The 16,967-nt window shown below is 69.3% G+C and carries 14 protein-coding genes; 6 read left to right on the top strand and 8 right to left on the bottom strand.

Annotation, left to right across the window (positions count from 1 at the left end; translation table 11 throughout):
• Positions 1-193: 193 nt before the first annotated feature.
• Complete coding sequence (locus ACFWX1_RS45600; RefSeq protein ID WP_378396183.1) at positions 194-1,636, top strand: DUF222 domain-containing protein; 1,443 nt, start codon at positions 194-196, stop codon at positions 1,634-1,636.
• Positions 1,596-2,627 (top strand): S8 family serine peptidase, encoded by a 1,032-nt coding sequence (locus ACFWX1_RS45595; RefSeq protein ID WP_378396182.1) that lies wholly within the window; start codon positions 1,596-1,598, stop codon positions 2,625-2,627. Before ACFWX1_RS45600 ends, ACFWX1_RS45595 begins: the two co-directional genes overlap by 41 nt.
• Before the next feature lie 52 nt (positions 2,628-2,679).
• Here ACFWX1_RS45595 and ACFWX1_RS45590 read toward each other — a convergent pair whose 3' ends face one another.
• The 8 genes from ACFWX1_RS45590 to ACFWX1_RS45555 form a co-directional block, all read right to left on the bottom strand.
• A complete protein-coding gene (locus tag ACFWX1_RS45590; protein WP_378396181.1) occupies positions 2,680-3,516 on the bottom strand; it encodes a helix-turn-helix domain-containing protein in 837 nt (278 codons plus the stop codon).
• Between the two features lie 147 nt (positions 3,517-3,663).
• Entirely contained in the window at positions 3,664-4,713 is a 1,050-nt protein-coding gene (locus tag ACFWX1_RS45585) for a fatty acid desaturase family protein (protein WP_378396180.1), read from the bottom strand.
• 93 nt (positions 4,714-4,806) lie between these two features.
• Positions 4,807-7,491 (bottom strand): exo-beta-D-glucosaminidase, encoded by a 2,685-nt coding sequence (locus ACFWX1_RS45580; protein ID WP_378396179.1) that lies wholly within the window; start codon positions 7,489-7,491, stop codon positions 4,807-4,809.
• Between the two features lie 57 nt (positions 7,492-7,548).
• Positions 7,549-8,547, bottom strand: a complete 999-nt coding sequence (locus ACFWX1_RS45575) for an acyl-CoA dehydrogenase family protein (RefSeq protein WP_378396178.1) — start codon at positions 8,545-8,547, stop codon at positions 7,549-7,551.
• Positions 8,544-9,485, bottom strand: coding sequence for an acyl-CoA dehydrogenase family protein (locus tag ACFWX1_RS45570; RefSeq protein WP_378396177.1), 942 nt, complete (start codon positions 9,483-9,485; stop codon positions 8,544-8,546). Before ACFWX1_RS45570 ends, ACFWX1_RS45575 begins: the two co-directional genes overlap by 4 nt.
• A complete protein-coding gene (locus ACFWX1_RS45565) occupies positions 9,482-10,615 on the bottom strand; it encodes an acyl-CoA dehydrogenase family protein (RefSeq protein ID WP_378396176.1) in 1,134 nt (377 codons plus the stop codon). Before ACFWX1_RS45565 ends, ACFWX1_RS45570 begins: the two co-directional genes overlap by 4 nt.
• Complete coding sequence (locus tag ACFWX1_RS45560; RefSeq protein ID WP_378396175.1) at positions 10,615-11,460, bottom strand: enoyl-CoA hydratase; 846 nt, start codon at positions 11,458-11,460, stop codon at positions 10,615-10,617. The genes ACFWX1_RS45565 and ACFWX1_RS45560 overlap by 1 nt, the downstream gene beginning before the upstream one ends.
• A 93-nt stretch (positions 11,461-11,553) precedes the next feature.
• On the bottom strand, positions 11,554-13,059 hold the full coding sequence (locus ACFWX1_RS45555) for a FadD3 family acyl-CoA ligase (protein ID WP_378396174.1): 1,506 nt from the start codon (positions 13,057-13,059) through the stop codon (positions 11,554-11,556).
• 89 nt (positions 13,060-13,148) lie between these two features.
• Between ACFWX1_RS45555 and ACFWX1_RS45550 the strand changes: the two genes are divergently transcribed.
• From ACFWX1_RS45550 to ACFWX1_RS45535, 4 genes are read left to right on the top strand one after another with little or no spacing between them, the layout of a single operon-like run.
• Positions 13,149-14,291: an acyl-CoA dehydrogenase family protein gene (locus ACFWX1_RS45550; protein WP_378396173.1), complete on the top strand. Its 1,143-nt coding sequence runs from the start codon at positions 13,149-13,151 to the stop codon at positions 14,289-14,291.
• On the top strand, positions 14,288-15,064 hold the full coding sequence (locus ACFWX1_RS45545) for an SDR family oxidoreductase (RefSeq protein ID WP_378396172.1): 777 nt from the start codon (positions 14,288-14,290) through the stop codon (positions 15,062-15,064). The genes ACFWX1_RS45550 and ACFWX1_RS45545 overlap by 4 nt, the downstream gene beginning before the upstream one ends.
• Positions 15,065-15,073: 9 nt before the next feature.
• A complete protein-coding gene (locus ACFWX1_RS45540; RefSeq protein ID WP_378396171.1) occupies positions 15,074-15,700 on the top strand; it encodes a TetR family transcriptional regulator in 627 nt (208 codons plus the stop codon).
• A complete protein-coding gene (locus ACFWX1_RS45535; RefSeq protein ID WP_378396170.1) occupies positions 15,693-16,847 on the top strand; it encodes an acetyl-CoA C-acetyltransferase in 1,155 nt (384 codons plus the stop codon). The genes ACFWX1_RS45540 and ACFWX1_RS45535 overlap by 8 nt, the downstream gene beginning before the upstream one ends.
• Positions 16,848-16,967 lie beyond the last annotated feature (120 nt).

Raw genomic sequence — 16,967 nt, 5'->3', positions numbered from 1 at the left:
CGGCCAACTCGTCATACGACGGCTGGACACCCTCTCCCACAACAAGATCATCCCACAAACCCCTCCACAGCAAGCAAAGGGGCCTGAATAGTTACCCGTGGAGCGCGTGACCAGTTCAACCGTTCCCTCGTCCTCGCTCGACACCGCTGGTGCCGATGCGGCTCTGTCCGAAGCATGTGCCCTGGAGAAGGAGATGTCCCGGTTGCGGGCGCGTCAGATGCGCGCTCTCGACCGCTATTCCCGCTGTGTCGGTTCGCGAAGATCCGCTACGGCGGAGCTGGCTCTCGTCGCGTCGATGACCACCTATCAGGCCGCGAAGAAGCTCGCCCTGGCCGAGGCGTTGGTGCGGCGGTTGCCGTGCACCCTGGCGGCGATGGAGCGCGGTGAGCTCGACGAGCTCAAGGCCACCAAGATCGCCGAACCCACATCCGTACTGTCTGACGAGCTGGCGCGGCGGGTGGACGAGATCATCGTGCACCGGCTCGCGGGGAAGAACTCCAGCACGTTACGGCGGGCCGTGAACTGGGTCGTCATGAGCGTGGACCCGGAGGGGTACGCGGGGCGTTCGAAGGCGCGACGGCGGACCCGGCAGGTACGGCTGCAGCACCACGACGAGACCATGAGCACTCTCACCGCGAAGTTGCCGGTCGAGCAGGCGAGTGCCATCTACGCCTCGGTCGATCGCGCCGCGAGGAAGGCGCGGCGCCTGCCCGGGGAGACCCGCACCACCGAACAGTTGCGGGCCGATGTTTTCGCGGATCGCCTGCTGGCTGTCCGCCAGGGTGACGCGGGAGTCCGCGCGGATGTCCACGTCTACGTCGACCTGCTCACCCTTGCCGGGTTGAACAAGAACCCCGCCGAACTGGCGGGGTACGGGCCGATTCCCGCGTGGCTGGCGCGCCGGATCGCCACCGATCCCCACTCCACCTGGACCCGGTTGATCACCGACCCCGACACCGGCCAGTTGCTGTCGGTCGGGCGCCGGAAGTACCGGCCCCCGGCGGACCTCGACGGCTTCATCCGGGTTCGCGACAGGGAATGCGGAACCCCTGGCTGTCATCGTCCTGCCCAGTTCACCGACCTCGACCACATCGAAGATTGGCACGCCAAGAAGGGCGAGACCAGCGCCGACAACATGGGTGGCCGGTGCGGCTTCCATCACAAGGTCAAAGACGAACCCGGATGGCGCCATATCCCGCACAAGGACGGGAGCTACACCATCGTCACCCCCACGGGCCATCGCTTCACCCACCGCCCTGAACCATTCCACGAGCCCCGTACGCCGGAAGTCCAGGAGGCCCGCGGGGCTGATCGGTCACGTCGAAACCGGAAAAATGGAAAACGGAAAAATTCCGAAAATGGACGCCCTGTCGCGACCCCTCCAGCAGCCTTAACGTCTCGGGAGGCACTGGGAAACAAACCAGCACACCCGACGACAGGGAGCGAAGAAAGTGAACGTGCAACTGCGCAGATGGGCCGGAGCGGGTCTCGCGGCCGCCGTCATCGCCACACTCGCCGGCGTCACCCCGGCGCAGGCGGCGGAAGGTGTCATCGTCGGAGCCGGGGACGTGGCGTCCATTCAGGACAGTTACATCGTGGTCCTCAAGAGCGGGGCACCGGCGGGCAAGGCCGGTGAACTGACCGGCCGGTTCGGCGGGCAGATCGGAAAGGTGTTCTCCGAGGCGATCGATGGCTTTTCGGTGAAGGTCGATGCCCGGCACGCCCGGCGGATCGCGGCTGACCCGGCGGTGGAATTCGTCGAGCAGAACAAGACCGTGCGTGCCGAGGAGGTTCAGCAGAACCCGCCGTCCTGGGGGCTGGACCGGATCGACCAGCGCAAACTACCGCTGGACAACAAGTACACCTATTCCACCACCGCCTCGAACGTGAACGTATACGTCCTCGACACCGGGATCCGTGCCACGCACCAGACGTTCGGCGGACGCGTCCACCAAGGCTACGACTTCGTCGACAACGATACGGACGCCGACGACGGCTATGGCCACGGTACGCACGTGGCCGGCACGATCGCCGGATCGCAGTACGGCGTGGCCAAGGGTGCTCAGCTCTACCCGGTACGCGTACTCGACTCGCAAGGAAGCGGCACTCTCGACAACGTGATCGCGGGCGTCAACTGGATCACCACGAACGCCAAAAAGCCCGCGGTTGCCAACGCCAGTCTCGGAGGTGGCGTGTCGACGGCATTGGACACCGCCGTGCGCAACTCGGTCAAATCCGGTGTCACCTGGACGATCGCGGCCGGGAATTCCAACACCAATGCCGCGAACAGCTCGCCTGCACGGGTGAAGGAAGCCATCACAGTGGCTGCGGCGGACAAGACCGACGCCCGGGCTTCATTCTCCAACTACGGTTCGGTGGTCGACCTGTTCGCACCCGGGGTCGGCATCACCTCCGCCTGGAACACGAACGACACCGCCACCTACACCGGCAACGGGACGTCGTTCGCCGCGCCCCACGTTGCCGGCGCGGCGGCTCTGTACCTCTCGTCCCACGCGAACGCCACCGCCGCTCAAGTCGAACAGGCGTTGGTCGCCGCGGCGACGCCGAACCTCGTGAAGAATCCCGGAACGGGCACCCCGAACCGCACACTGTATGTCAGCCGCTGACTGTCTTCCCGTGAACGGTGTGTGCTCCGGCAGCGCCGAGGCACACACCGTTTCACCATTCCCAGCGGACACCGATCCGGCCGGTGACGTCGAATTCCACATGATGCGCGGACCCGGTCGCGTTCGGGACCAGCTCGGCGAACTGTGTGACGTTCTCGCCGGACGGGGACTGCGACCGCACACACCGCAGCGGTGTCCGCGCAGGGTCGAAGCTCAGATCGAGGAGGTAGTTCTTCGTGGTGACGGGAAACCGCCGGGCGAACCCGTCACCCGACAGTCGTGCACGACGCGGCGGGTAGACGATCCGGTAGTCCATGATGATCGTCTCGCCGTGACGCAACGGCGAATCGAACAGCAGCTCCGCACTGAGCACGCCGGCGTGCCGATCGACGCCGATCCGGCCCCTCGCACAGTGACGCCCGGCCACGACCTCGGGTACGTGTGCCGGATCGATGTCCCAGTGCAGGGGCCAGCGATCCGGCCCGTTCCGTTCCGCCCGCAGCACCTGCCGGACGAAGACCGCCTCAAGCCCGCCCAGCGCGCCGACCTCGGCGCGATCCTGCACACTCAACGGGATGAGCCCGTCGGCCGAGTATGCCGGGGCGGGTCGTGCGTACCGGCCGCGGGGACGCGGCGGCCCCAGCAGCGAGCGCAGCGACCTCGGCGGGACCGCCAGTACCTGCTCCAGTTCGACCAGGGCGCGTAGGGATTCGGGACGTTCCGGGCGCCGCCTGCCCGACTGCCAATGGCTCAGTGTCGGCACACTGATCGAGATGCCCCGCATCCGGAGCCGGTACTGGATCCGGTCGAGCGACAGCCCGCTGGCGGTGATGGCGGCCCGCAGGGCCAGGGGGAACTCACCGGACGTCTCTTCGGCGACACTTGTCATCGGTACTCCTCGTCGCGAGTCATCGATCGGGGTAGTTCGAGTACTCAGCGACGAACACAACACGGACGCGTTACCGGGAAACGCCTCTTTCGTGTGAAGGCCTGACGAGGTGGCATGCGCCGAACGTAAGCAACGGTGTGTGGAGTGTCAACGTCGCCCGGATCGTGAATCCCCTCGGATGGGGGCGCCCGCCTCGTGCAGGTGCCGCAGCGCCTGCCGGTAGGAGTCGATCAGCCCGGTCTGGGTGTAGGGGATGCCCACCTCGGCGCAGTACGCCTCGACGATCGGTTGTGCCCGTCGCAGGTGCGGGGACGGCATGCTCGGGAACAGGTGGTGTTCGACCTGGTAGTTCAAGCCGCCGAGTGCGACGTCGACGAATCGGCCGCCGCGCACGTTGCGCGAGGTCAGTACCTGTTTGCGCAGGAAGTCGAGCTCGGGTTTCCCGGTCAGTGTCGGCATGCCCTTGTGGTTCGGCGCGAAGATCGATCCCATGTAGACGCCCCATAATCCTTGGTGGATGGCGAAGAACACCAGCGCCTGCAGCGGCGTCAGGACGATCAGGAGCGCGCTGAGATAGACCGCGAAATGTGTGAACAGCAGCGCGGCTTCCAGCCCTCGCCGTTTCAGGCCCGGTTGCCGGACAGCGCGGATCCCCGACCAGTGCAGGTTCAGCCCCTCCAGGGTGAGCAGCGGGAAGAAGAGGAAAGCCTGATAGCGGCCGATGAACCGGGGCAGCCCCCGGCTCGCCCGCGCCTGGTCCTTCGACCACACGAGGATGTCCGGATCGACGTCGGGATCCAGGTCCTCGTGGTTCGGGTTGGCGTGGTGGCGGGTGTGCTTGTCCATCCACCAGCCGTAGCTCATCCCGATCCCGAGGTTGCCCGCGATCCGCCCGGCGATCTCGCTCGGCCGCCGGGTGCGGAACACCTGGCGGTGCGCCAGGTCGTGGGAAAGCAGTGCGATCTGGCCGAACATCACCGCCTGGAACACGGCGATCGCGAGCTGCCACCACGATTCGCCGATCAGCGCGAACGCGACCCAGCCCGCGACGAACAGCACGGTCACCAGTGCGATGCGGGCGGTGTAGTAGCCGGGGCGGCGCACGAGCAGCCCGGCCTCGCTGATGCGACGGGAGAGCCGGGCGAAGTCGCTGCCCGTACTCGGGGGCGCGGGGTGCACGAGATTGTCTGTGGTCACGCTCCGAGTCTTTCGACCGGCGTGACCACGGAGAATCCTGCGCGCACCAGGGTTCGTACGGGGGCAGGCCCCACCTGGGGACCGGTGGGTCGCTCAGTGGAAGGCCGCCGCCAGCTCCCGCGCTTCCACGTTGACGCCCTTCAACTGCACCACGGGTTCGGCGCCGTGAAGCTGCGCGCGGCGGTACTTGGCGGTCAGTGTCACCGATTCGCCCGGCCAGAGGGTGACGTAGTCGTCGCTCCAGATCGCCGGCGCGACTTCGGCGCCGTCGGCGGTCACCGTGGCTCGGAGGAAGAACGCGACCTTGTCGCCCGTGTTGGTCAGGGTGACAGACGTGGTGGCGTCGTCGCCGTGGCCTTCGCTCGCGGCGTTCACGGACACCGTGCCGGCGGCGAGGCGGCGCAGACCACTGAGGTCGGCAAATGCGGTCTGGGGGCTCAACCGCCACTCGTCGGCCTGGTAGTCCACCTCGTCCGGTTTGGTCGAAAGCCAGTAGACGTTGCGATCGACGACGTTTCCCTGTGCGTCGCGCAGCAGGAGCCGGACGAAATAGGTGGTGGAAATACCCTCCGGGACGGGCACGGTGTCCAGAGTGGACGTCGCGTTTCCCTTGGCGGTCACCGAGTTCGTGGTGTGATCGTAGCGCTGAGTGCCATCGAGGTCGAAAACCGTGGCCTGGACGGACAACGGCCCGGCGTCCCGTAGGCCGGTGTTCACCAGCGCCACGGCGGCGTTGTCGTAGCGGTACTGCACGTGCAGCGGCCGCAGCGCGGTGCGGGCTCCGAAGTAGCCGCCGGAAGGAGCCATCGAGTAGTCGTAGAGATGCCAGAACAGCGACGGCCAGGCGTTGTTCACCAGCCAGTAGATCGTCCCCGTCGCCGGTCTGTCCGTTGTGGACTGTTCGGCGCCGTACGCCTCGAACTGGGCCCGGTTGACCTCGTAGTTGGCCAGCTGTGACTTCTCGACGAAATCCGCCAGATCGGCGGGCTTCCCGTAGCGGCGTTCCAGCGCGGTGGAGTATTCGGCCAGCCGGTCGAAGTTCGACGACCAGGACAGGTGGAACTGCGGTTTGTCGCCGTGTTGCCAGAGATCCGCCAGTTCCCGCGGCGAAAGGATCTTCTCCAGACTGCGCAGGTCCGGGATGGCGGGGCCCGGCCCGTGCTCCGCCTCGAAACCGAACGCGCCGCCCTTCTGTTTCCCGTACCAGTAGGACGGCGGCACCCACCAATACGGGCCGAGGCCCTTGTTCCCGGATTTGCCCAGCTGAGGGCTGGTGCGCCAGCCGATGGACGAAATGACCGGCGCCTGCCAGTCCGACGCGGCGAGCCCGTCGAGATATTCCTTTTCGACCTCGGGGGTGGGGGCGGTGTCGCTGCCCACGTAGAACCCCAGGATGCTCGGGTGGTTGCGCAGCCGGTGTCCTTCGGTGACCGCGGAGGCCTTGGCGACCGCGTGGTCGGCCGGGGACCACTTGGCGTAGGCCTGCCATTTCGTGCAGCACTCCCAGCCGGGGAGCAGCATGATGCCCAGCCGGTCGGCGAGCTGGTAGAACTCGTCGTTCTCGCCCTTGCCCTCCAGCCGGATCGTGTTCAGGCCGAGATCGCGGACGTAGGAGAACTCGTCCTCGAGCCGCCGCGCGTCGTAGCGCAGGAACAGGTCGGGCGCCCAGCCCGCGCCGCGCACGAGGAACGGCTTGCCGTTGACGACGTAGTACCGGTCCCCGGCGTCGTTCAGCCGGGATTGGACGTCGCGGACACCGAAGGCCGTGGTGGCCCGGTCGGACGGAGTGTCGTCCGCGGACACCGCCATCGCCAGGCGGTACATCGGCTGACCGCCCATTTGGGCGGGCCACCAGACCCGCGGACGGTCGAGGTGGATCGGCTCGAAGGTCACCGTCGCGTTCTCGTGGGGGGCGAGGGTGACGTTCTTCCCGAAGGAGAACGAGTCGATCTTCCCGCCGGCCTTCGCCACGACGGTCCGATCGGTGTTGTTCGTCAGTTCCGCCTTGACCGTCAGCTCGGCCGACTCCAGGCCCGGCACCGCCAGCCGGGTGACCACCCGTGGATCGCGCAGCGACACCGCCCCGGCCTCGGCGAACCGGACGTCACGCCAGACACCCATGCTGTTGTCCGGCGGAGGCCGGCTCCAGTCGAGGAAGCCGATCGACAGGTCCGGACAGGGGTCCGTCTCGGGGTCGAGGCACAGTGAGGACGGGAACACCTTGATGGCCAGCGCGTTGACGCCGGGCCGCAGCAGCCCGGACACGTCGAAGCGGTGCGCGGGATACGCTCCCGCGACCACGTCCGGCCCGGCGATCATGGTGCCGTTGAACCACACCTCGGCCTGGGGGATCACGCCGCCCGGCAGGTCCACGAAGGTGTGGGTCCCCGGTTTCGGCGTGGCGGCGACCGTCGTCCGGTACCACCACGGCACGGTGAAGTCCTGGGGATCCACCTTGTCCCGCAGGTTCGCCGAGTAGTTCAGATCCGGGTACTTGCCCGCCGCGACGAGCCCGCCGAGGACGGTCGAGCGCGCGGGCACCGAGGTCCACGCGCCGTCGTCGTACGACGGCGAGGACAGCGCCACACCGTCCTGGCCCGCCTGCCCGCTCGACCGCAGCCGCCAGCCGGTCACGGTCCGTGTCTGGCCTGCCCCGGCGACGGGGGAGTCCGGCGCCTCGTCCCGCGGCGGAGCCGAACTCACCGCGAAGTACGAGAGAACCAGGACCGCGACCAGCCACGGGATCCGGCACGCCGCCCTGGCTCTCCACCTCGACACCCTCGTCGCCCCCGCCCACCAGCCGAAACGCAGTGTGAAGACTCTAGCGCAGGGACGTCAGCTGACCGGGCGAACGAGCGGCAGGTGCCGGTGCGGCGCGCCGAAGAGCTGCGCCGTGGCGTGGGCGCGTTTGAAGTACCGGTGGGCCGGATGTTCCCAGGTCGCGGCGATCCCGCCGTGCAGCTGGATCATCTCGGCGGCGACCGTGCTCAGCGCCTCCGAGCAGTGCACCTTCGCGACGGCGGCGAGCCGGGACGACTCCGGCGCCGCGTAGGCCGCCGAACGCGCCGTCTCGACCAGGACGTGCAGATCGGCCATCCGGTGCTTGAGTGCCTGGAAACCTCCGATCGGGCGGCCGAACTGGCGGCGCTGCCCGGCGTATTCCACGGTCAGTTCCAGCGCGCGTGCCGCGGCACCGGCCTGTTCGGCGGCGAGCACCGCGCACGCGACGTCGCGGACCGGTGCCGGATCGACCGGCCCGAGCGGGCGTGCCACGGCGTGGTCGAAGGTGATGGTGGCGAGCGCGCGGGTCTCGTCCATCGCGGGCACGGCCGCGCGGCGCACCCGATCCTGCCGAGTGTCCACTTCGTACAGAACGGGTCCGGTGCCGGTGTCGGCAATGGCCAGGAGGACCGGCGCGCTCGCGCCGTCGAGAACGTAGTGCGCTGTTCCATCCACTGTGGATTCATCGCCGCGGCACGCGAACTGGGTGGTCGACCAGTCGCCGTGTTCGTCGGTCCACGCCAAGGCGCCGACGGTGCCTTCGGCGAGCTGGGGGAGGAGCCGTGCGCAAGCGGCTTCGTCGCCGCACGCCAGCAGGGCGTGTACTGCGAGTACCGCGGAGCCGAGGAAGGGCACATCCGCGAGGACACGTCCCAGCTCCTCGGCGACGACCTGGACGTCGGTGGTGTCCGCGCCGAGCCCGCCGAACCGTTCGGGGACCGCGAGGGCGGCGACGCCGATGTGCTCGCACAGCGCCGGCCAAGGGTTCGCTTCGCGGGCCAGCAGCTTCCGGACTCCGGCGCGGAGTTCGTCCTGTTCCGGGGTGAAGGTCATCGGGCCACCGTCTCCAGCACGCGCCGCCGGTGGATTTCCGCTGTCCCCCAAGCGGAAGCCAGCGCGCGGACGCGGGTGAGCCGCAGGCCGAGCGGATGTTCGGCGGTGTAGCCGATCGCGCCGTGCACCTGCAGGCCCGTGCGCGCGGCCAGCAACGCGGCGTCCCCGCAGGCGACCTTCGCGGCCGAGACGTCTTCCGGTGCCATCGTGACCGCCGCGCCGTACAGCAGTGGCCTGGCGAGTTCGAGCGCGGTGACCACGTCGGCCAGCAGATGCTTGATCGCCTGGTACTGGCCGATTTCACGGCCGTATTGACGGCGTTGCCCGGCGTAGGACACCGAGGCGTCCAGGAGCCAGCGGCCCGCGCCGAGCAGCTGGGCCGCTGTCGCCAGCACGCCGAGCTCGAAGGCGCGCCCGGCGTCCTGGGCCGGACCGAGATCGGCATCGGGTGTGCCGGGGCACAGGCGCCGGGAACCGTCCAGAGAGGACAGCGTGTCGCCGGGGGTGAACGAGCGGAGCCGGGACCCGTCGACGACGATCCGGACGTCCGCGACGTCGGCGTCCAGCGCGTAGGGGACGTGCGGGGCGAAGATGACCGACGCGAGTGTCTCGCCGCTGGCGAGCGTGGTGAGCCGGTCGTCGCCGAGCAGTGCCGGCGCGACCGCCACCGTGTCGGTCCACGGCCCGGGAACGCAGTACTCGCCGAGCGTTTCGCAGGCGACGACGAGATCGGCCACTTCCGCCGCCAGCCCGCCGAAGGCCTCCGGGACGGCCAGCGCGGTGACGCCGAGATCGGCGAGACGGCGCCAGATCTTCAACCCGGGCGCCGGATCGCCCGCGGCCCACGCCCGGTTCGCGGTATCGGTGTCCAGTGTGGACAGAAGGTCGCCGAGACTGGTGGCGAAGCTGGTTTGCTCGGCCGACAGCGCGAACTTCATCGTTTCTCCTTCGGCAGGCCCAGCAGGCGCTCGGCGACGATCGTGCGCTGGATCTGGTCGGTACCGCCGTAGATCGGGCCCGCCAGCGAGAACAGCCAGCCGTCCGTCCACGGCCCGCGCAGTTCCGCGGCCGGGCCGAGCACGTCCAGCGCGGTCTCCTGCAGCGCGACGTCGAGATGGGACCAGAACAGCTTGTTGACACTCGACTCCGGCCCGAGCTCGGCGCCTTCGGCGAGCCGGGTGAGCGTGCCGAAGGTGTAGAGCTGATAGGCCCGCGCGCCGATCCAGGCGTCCGCGACCCGCTCGGCCGTCGCGTCGGGCCGGTCCGCGCGGGACCACAAGTCGACAAGCCGGTCCGCGGCGGCGAGGAACCGGCCGGGACTGCGCAGCGAAAGGCCGCGTTCGTTGTTCGCGGTCGTCATCGCGACACGCCAGCCCTCGCCGGGAGCGCCGATCACGTCCTCATCCGGGACGAACACGTCGTCGAAGAAGATCTCCGCGAAACCCGGCTCACCGTCCAGCTGCGGGATGGGGCGGACCGTCACGCCCTCGGCACGCAGATCGGCCATCAGGTAGGTGAGGCCGCGATGGCGGACGGCGTCCGGATCGCTGCGGAACAGCCCGAACGCGCGATCGGCGAACGCGGCGCGGGAGCTCCACGTCTTCTGGCCGTTCAGCAGCCAGCCACCGTCCACACGGGACGCGGTGCTGCGCAGCGCCGCGATGTCGCTGCCCGCCTCCGGCTCCGACCAGGCCTGCGCCCAGACCTCCTCCGCGCGCGCCATCTTCGGCAGGATCCGGTGCAGCTGCTCCTCGGTGCCGTGCGAGAACAGTGTGGGCGCGAGCATGAAGATGCCGTTCTGGTTGACCCGGCCCGGCGCGCCCGCCGCGTAGTACTCCTCCTCGAACAGCACCCATTCCAGCAGGCTCGCGTCGCGGCCGCCGAGGTCACGCGGCCACGAGACGACCGACCAGCGCGCGTCGGCGAGCTGTGCCTCCCACTCCCGGTGGCGGGCGAACCCTTCCACGGTGTCGAAGGACGGCAGCGGCTCGGCGGGCACGTGCTCGGCCAGCCACGCGCGGGCCTCGTCGCGGAAGGCGCGGGCCGAGGTGTCCAGATCCAGATCCATCAAGCCTTCCTTCCGGCGTCGCGCATCGAACGGGCGTCCTGGCCGCCGAGCGAGTCACCGCCCGACACCTCGGCGTTGTGGGCGTGCGCGAAGTGGTGCAACCCGAACACCGAGTCCATTCCGGACCGCAGGCCCATCAGGTCCTCGGCCTGGTTGACCGCCTTCTTCGCCAGCGCGAGCCCGAAGCGCGGCATCACGGCGATCTTTTCCGCCAGGGCAAGGGTTTCGGCCTCCAGCTCGGCCCGGGGCACGACCCGGTTGAGCATGCCCCATTCCTTCGCCTGCGCGGCGGTGAACCGCTCGCCGGTGAACAGCACTTCCTTGGCCGCCCGCGGCCCGAGCACCCAGGGGTGGGCGAAGTACTCGACGCCGGGAATGCCCATGCGTACCACGGGGTCGGCGAAGAACGCGTCGTCCGAGGCGACGATGAGGTCGCAAACCCAAGCCAGCATGAGCGCCCCGGCGATGCACGCGCCCTGCACGCTCGCGATCGTGGGCTTCGGGATTTCCCGCCACCGGCGGCACATCCCCAAGTACACTTCGGACTCCCGGGCGAACCGCTGGTCACCGCCCTCCGCGCCGACGTGGTCCCACCACAGCACGGCCTTGCGCTCGAAGGAGACGTCCGCGTCGCGGCCCGGCGAGCCGATGTCGTGGCCCGCCGAGAAGTGCTTCCCCGCGCCCGCCAGCACAATCACCTTGACCTCGGCGTCGTCCACGGCACGGGTGAAGGCGGCGTCGAGCGCGTAGGTCATCGCGGAGTTCTGCGCGTTGCGGTACTCCGGCCGGTTCATGGTCACCAGTGCGACCGGGCCGCGCCGTTCGTAGCGCACCACCTCATCCATCGGACTCCTCCTTTTGCGGGACACTCCCTCGGGTGCGGGTGTCCCGCACAAACACTGCCGGTCGGCACGACGAGCGGCTGCGCGAGGATAAGCTCATCGTGCCTCCGTCCGCAGGACTCGCTTCAGTACCTTCCCCGACGGGTTCCGCGGCAGCTCGGCGCGGAAGTCCACGAAACGGGGAACCTTGTAGTTGGCCAGGTTTTCCTTGCAGTACGCGATGACGTCCTCTGTGGACAGTGTGTGGCCGCGGCGGAGGACGACGTGGGCCTTGCCGACCTCGCCGAGCCGGTGGTCCGGGACACCGATGACGGCCGATTCGGCGACGCCGTCCAGCCGGGCCAGTGTCTGCTCGACCTCCGCGGGGTAGACGTTGAATCCGCCGCAGGTGTACATGTCCTTGAGCCGGTCGGTGATCCGCAGATTGCCTCGCGCGTCCAGCTCGCCGACGTCGCCGGTGTGCAGCCAGCCGTCCGCGTCGATCGCTTCCGCCGTGGCCGCCGGATCGTCGAGGTAGCCCAGCATCACGTTCGGGCCGCGCAGCAGGATCTCGTCGCGATCCCCGAGCTTCACCTCGAACTCCGCGGTGGCCCGGCCCGCCGTCCTGGCGACGAGCTCGGGCGGGTCTTCGGGACGGCACATCGTCGCGACCACGGCTTCGGTGAGCCCGTATGCCGTGAGCACGATGTCGAAACCGAGTTCGGCGCGCATCCGCTCGACGAGGGTCACCGGAACGACGGCGGCGCCGGTGACCGCGAGCCGGAGGCCGGACAGCGCGTGGTTCGCGCGATCCGGCGCGTCCAGCAGGACCTGGTAGATCGTCGGCGCGCCCGGCAGCACGGTGATCCGCTCGGTTTCGATCAGCCGCAGCGTTTCGGCGACGTCGAAGGTGCGCTGTGGCACGAGTGTCGCCCCGGTCAGCAGTGACACGACGATTCCGGCCTTGTACCCGAAACTGTGGAAGAACGGGTTGATCACCAGATACCGGTCGTGCTCGGTCACGCGCCCGCACTCCGCCCACGCCCGCGCGACGCCGAGGACCTGCCGGTGGCTGCTCATGGCGCCCTTGCTGCGGCCGGTGGTGCCCGAGGTGAACAGGATGTCGCTGACGTCGTCCGGCCCTGCCGGGCTGGTGAAGTCCTCGCCGTACGCCGCCAGCGCGTCCCACTCGGTGACGCCGTCCACTTCCTCCTCGACGCCTTCGACCGGGACGCGCAGGACGGTCGGCGGCAGCGCGCCGCCGAGCGCCGCGAGCCGGTCGACGCCGAGGAAACGGCCGGTCACGACTAGCGCGGACACCTCGGCGCGGGTGAGGATGTCGGTGGTCTCCGGCGCGGTGAACCGCGTGCTGATCGGCACGAGGGTCGCTCCGGAGTACAGCGCGCCGAGTGCCGCGACGACCCAGTGCCACGTGTTGGGGGAGCAGACCGCGATGCGGTCACCGGGCCGGATTCCCCGGTCCCGGAAGAAACCCGCGCAGCGCCGCACGTGCCGCCGGAGGTCGCGGAAGGTCAGCCGGACGTCGCCGTCGACGACCGCTTCGTGCTCGGCGAAGCGCTCCGCGGCGGCGTCGAGTGCCGCCGGGATGGTCGGCTCCCGCATCGAGACCTCCCTAACAAGTGCTTGGTAGGGTAGCCTACGCAGGAGTCCCCGATTTGGCCAGCGGCCGAAGTGCTCAGTGAGGAGGAGCCTTGGCGGACACCGAATTCCGGGCGCGGATCCGGAGCTGGCTCGCCGAGCGGTTGCGCGGCGAGTTCGCCGCGCTGCGCGGCCTCGGCGGTCCCGGCCGGGAGCACGAGGCGTTCGACGAGCGGGTCGCCTGGGAGAAGGAACTGGCCGCCGGCGGCTGGAACTGCCTCGGCTGGCCCGCCGAGTACGGCGGGCAGGACGCGTCGTTCGAGCAGCAGGTGATCTTCCACGAGGAGTACGCCCGCGCGGACGCTCCGGCGAGGGTCAGCCATGTCGGCCAGGAACTGCTCGGGCCGACGCTGCTCGCCTTCGGGACGCCGGAGCAGAAGCGGCGGTTTCTGCCCCGGATCGTGGCCGTCGAGGAACTGTGGTGCCAGGGCTATTCCGAACCGGGCGCCGGCTCCGACCTCGCGGCCGTTTCGACGTCGGCACGGCTCGAGGGTGGCCAGTGGGTCATCAGCGGGCAGAAGGTGTGGACGTCGCTCGCGCACGTCGCCGACTGGTGTTTCGTACTGGCGCGCACCGAATCCGGCTCGAAGCGTCATCACGGGCTGTCCTATCTGCTCGTCCCGATGCGACAGTCCGGAGTGGACGTACGGCCGATCCGGCAGATGACAGGGACCTCGGAGTTCAACGAGGTGTTCTTCGACGGCGCGCGGACCGCGAAGGATCTCGTCGTCGGCGAACCGGGCGACGGCTGGCGGATCGCGATGGGCACGCTGGCCTTCGAACGCGGCGTCGCGACACTGGGCCAGCAGGTCGGGTTCCGGCGCGAGCTGGAGGCACTGACCGAACTCGCCGAGCGGACCGGCGCGGACGCGGATCCGTTCGTGGCCGAGCGGATCGACCGCGCCTGGGCAGGGCTGGAGGTGATGCGGGCACACGCCGTCCGCACCCTCGGCGACGCCGCGCCGGGCGCCGCGTCGGTGGCGAAACTCGTCTGGTCGAACTGGCACCGGTCGCTCGGCGAACTCGCGATGCTCGTCCGCGGGGCCGCGGGGATGGTCGCGCCGGACGGCTTCGACACCTGGCAGCGGCTGTATCTGTTCACCCGTGCCGACACGATTTACGGCGGCTCCAACGAGATCCAGCGCAACATCATCGCCGAGCGGGTGCTCGGTCTGCCGAGGGAGGCGCGAGCGTGATTCCTGTGCCGAAGTATCCGGAGGGCGCGAATCTGCTGCGGGACAAGGTGGTCGTGGTGACCGCGGCCGCGGGCACCGGGATCGGATCCGCCGTCGCGCGGCGCGCGCTGGAGGAGGGCGCCCGGATCGTGATCAGCGACCAGCACGAACGGCGCCTCGGCGAAAAGGCCGGGGAACTCGCCGAGTTCGGCGAGGTGCACGCGATCGCCTGCGACGTCACGCGCGAGGAACAGGTCCAGGCGCTCGTCGACGGGGCGGTCGAAAAGTTCGGCAGGCTCGACGTGCTGATCAACAACGCCGGTCTCGGCGGGACCAAGTCGTTGCTGGAGATGACCGACGAGGAATGGTCGCGCGTGCTCGACGTCACGCTGAACGGCACGTTCCGCGCCACCCGCGCGGCACTGCGGCGCTTCGCCGAGCAGGGTGGCGGCGGCGCGATCGTCAACAACGCCTCGGTGCTCGGCTGGCGGGCTCAGGAGGGGCAGGCGCACTACGCGGCCGCGAAGGCCGGGGTCATGGCGCTGACCCGGTGTGCCGCGGTGGACGCCGCGCCCTACGGCGTCCGGGTGAACGCGGTCGCCCCGAGTATCGCGATGCATCCCTTCCTCGCCAAGGTGACCAGCGACGAGCTGCTCGCCGAGCTGACCTCGCGCGAGGTTTCCGGGAGGGCGGCGGAGCCCTGGGAGGTCGCGAATGTCATGGTTTTCCTCGCCAGTGAGTACTCCTCGTACCTCACCGGCGAGGTCGTGTCCGTGAGCAGCCAGCATGCGTGAGGTCCAGCCGTGAGCCCAGCCGCCAAGAACGCCCCCGGATCCCGCCGCGCCGAACTGCTCGCGCTCGCCGCGCGGCTGTTCGCCGACCGCGGCTACGTCTCCACCACCGTGCGGGACATCGCGGACGCGGCGGGCATCCTCTCCGGCAGCCTGTACCACCACTTCGACTCGAAGGAGTCGATGGCCGACGAGATCCTGACCGGGTTCCTGGACGAGCTGTTCGGGTCCTACGCCGAGATCGTGGCCGAGGGCCGGGGCGCCCGCGAGACGCTGGAGGAGGTGGTCGTCGTCTCGTTCGACGCGATCCACCGGCGGCCCGCCGAGGTGGCGATCTACCAGAACGAGGCCAAGCACCTCATGGGGCTGCCGCGGTTCTCCTATCTCGCCGATCGCAACGCCGAGTTCCGCAAGCTGTGGAACGGGATCCTCACCGACGGCGTCGCCGAGGGCGTGTTCCGCGAGGACCTCGACGTCGAACTCGTCTACCGCTTCATCCGCGACACCGTGTGGGTCGCGGTCCGCTGGTACAACCCGGACGGCGCGCTGAGCGCCCGCGACGTGGCCGAGCGGTATCTCGGCATCCTGCTCGACGGGATCGCCGCACCCCAGACCTCGAAGAGGAGGAATCGTGGCTGAAGCCTATGTCCTGGACGCGGTGCGCACCCCGGTCGGACGGCGTGGGGGAGCGCTGAGCGGAGTGCATTCCGCCGATCTCGGCGCACACGCGATCCGCGCGGTCGTCGAGCGGTCCGGCGTCGATCCGTCCGAAGTGGACGATGTGATCCTGGGCTGTACGGACACTTTGGGGCCGCAGTCAGGCAACATCGCGCGGACGTGCTGGCTCGCGGCCGGTTTCCCGCAGCAGGTGCCCGGCGTGACGGTCGACCGGCAGTGCGGGTCGAGCCAGCAGGCTGTGCACTTCGCCGCGCAGGCGGTGCTGTCGGGCACGATGGACCTCGTACTCGCGGGCGGCGTGCAGAACATGAGCGCCGTGCCGATCAGCGCGGCGATGCTCGCCGGGCGCGAGTACGGGTTCGAAGATCCCTTCTCCGGCTCGAAGGGCTGGCAGGAACGCTACGGCGGCGTCGAGGTTTCGCAGTTCCGCAGCGCGGACATGATCGCCGGGCACTGGGACATCACTCGCGAGGCGATGGAGGAGTTCGCGCTGCGCAGTCACGAGCGCGCGGTCGCCGCTGTCGACAGTGGACGGTTCGACGCGGAGATCGTGCCGTTCGGCGACTTCCGGCGCGACGAGGGGCCGCGCCGGGACACCAGCCTGGAGAAGATGGCCGCGCTCAAGCCGTTGAGCGAGGGCTCGCGGATCACCGCCGCCATGGCGAGCCAGATCTCCGACGGCGCGAGCGCGACACTCCTCGCGTCCGAGTCCTACGTCCGCGAACACGGGCTGACGCCGATGGCGCGGATCCACACGATCGCGGTGCGCGCGGCGGATCCGGTGTGGATGCTCACCGGGCCGATCCCCGCGACCGCGCATGCGCTGAAGCGGGCGGGGCTGAGCATCGAGGACATCGATCTCTTCGAGGTCAACGAGGCGTTCGCGAGCGTGGTGCTCGCCTGGCTCGACGAGACCGGTGCCGACCCGGCGAAGGTCAACGTCAACGGCGGCGCCATCGCGCTCGGGCACCCCATCGGCGCGTCCGGGACGAAGCTGTTCGCCACCCTCCTGCACGAACTCGCCCGCACCGGCGGCCGCTACGGCCTGCAGACGATGTGCGAAGGCGGCGGCACCGCCAACGTCACCATCGTCGAACGCCTCGGCTGAAGGGGACCTTCTCCACCCATGCCCCCGCCGCCACCCTCAACGGAGGCGCTCCGCGCCCAGCCCTATTCCTGAAGACGCGCTGAAGGGGACTTTCGTCTCATGTGATACGAGGAAAGTCCC

It is taken from the genome of Amycolatopsis sp. NPDC059021, from assembly GCF_042739895.1.
In the GTDB taxonomy this organism is placed as follows: domain Bacteria; phylum Actinomycetota; class Actinomycetes; order Mycobacteriales; family Pseudonocardiaceae; genus Amycolatopsis.
The sequence above is the reverse complement of the archived record's forward strand: the minus strand, read 5'-3'. Positions and strand labels throughout refer to the sequence as shown.

Bases quoted from the DNA above. Each gene is read 5' to 3' on its own strand.
- ACFWX1_RS45600 (WP_378396183.1), top strand. From the start codon at position 194: ATGTCCCGGTTGCGGGCGCGTCAGATGCGCGCTCTCGACCGCTATTCC.
- ACFWX1_RS45590 (WP_378396181.1), bottom strand. From the start codon at position 3,516: ATGACAAGTGTCGCCGAAGAGACGTCCGGTGAGTTCCCCCTGGCCCTG.
- ACFWX1_RS45575 (WP_378396178.1), bottom strand. From the start codon at position 8,547: ATGACCTTCACCCCGGAACAGGACGAACTCCGCGCCGGAGTCCGGAAG.
- ACFWX1_RS45570 (WP_378396177.1), bottom strand. From the start codon at position 9,485: ATGAAGTTCGCGCTGTCGGCCGAGCAAACCAGCTTCGCCACCAGTCTC.
- ACFWX1_RS45565 (WP_378396176.1), bottom strand. From the start codon at position 10,615: ATGGATCTGGATCTGGACACCTCGGCCCGCGCCTTCCGCGACGAGGCC.
- ACFWX1_RS45560 (WP_378396175.1), bottom strand. From the start codon at position 11,460: ATGGATGAGGTGGTGCGCTACGAACGGCGCGGCCCGGTCGCACTGGTG.
- ACFWX1_RS45555 (WP_378396174.1), bottom strand. From the start codon at position 13,059: ATGCGGGAGCCGACCATCCCGGCGGCACTCGACGCCGCCGCGGAGCGC.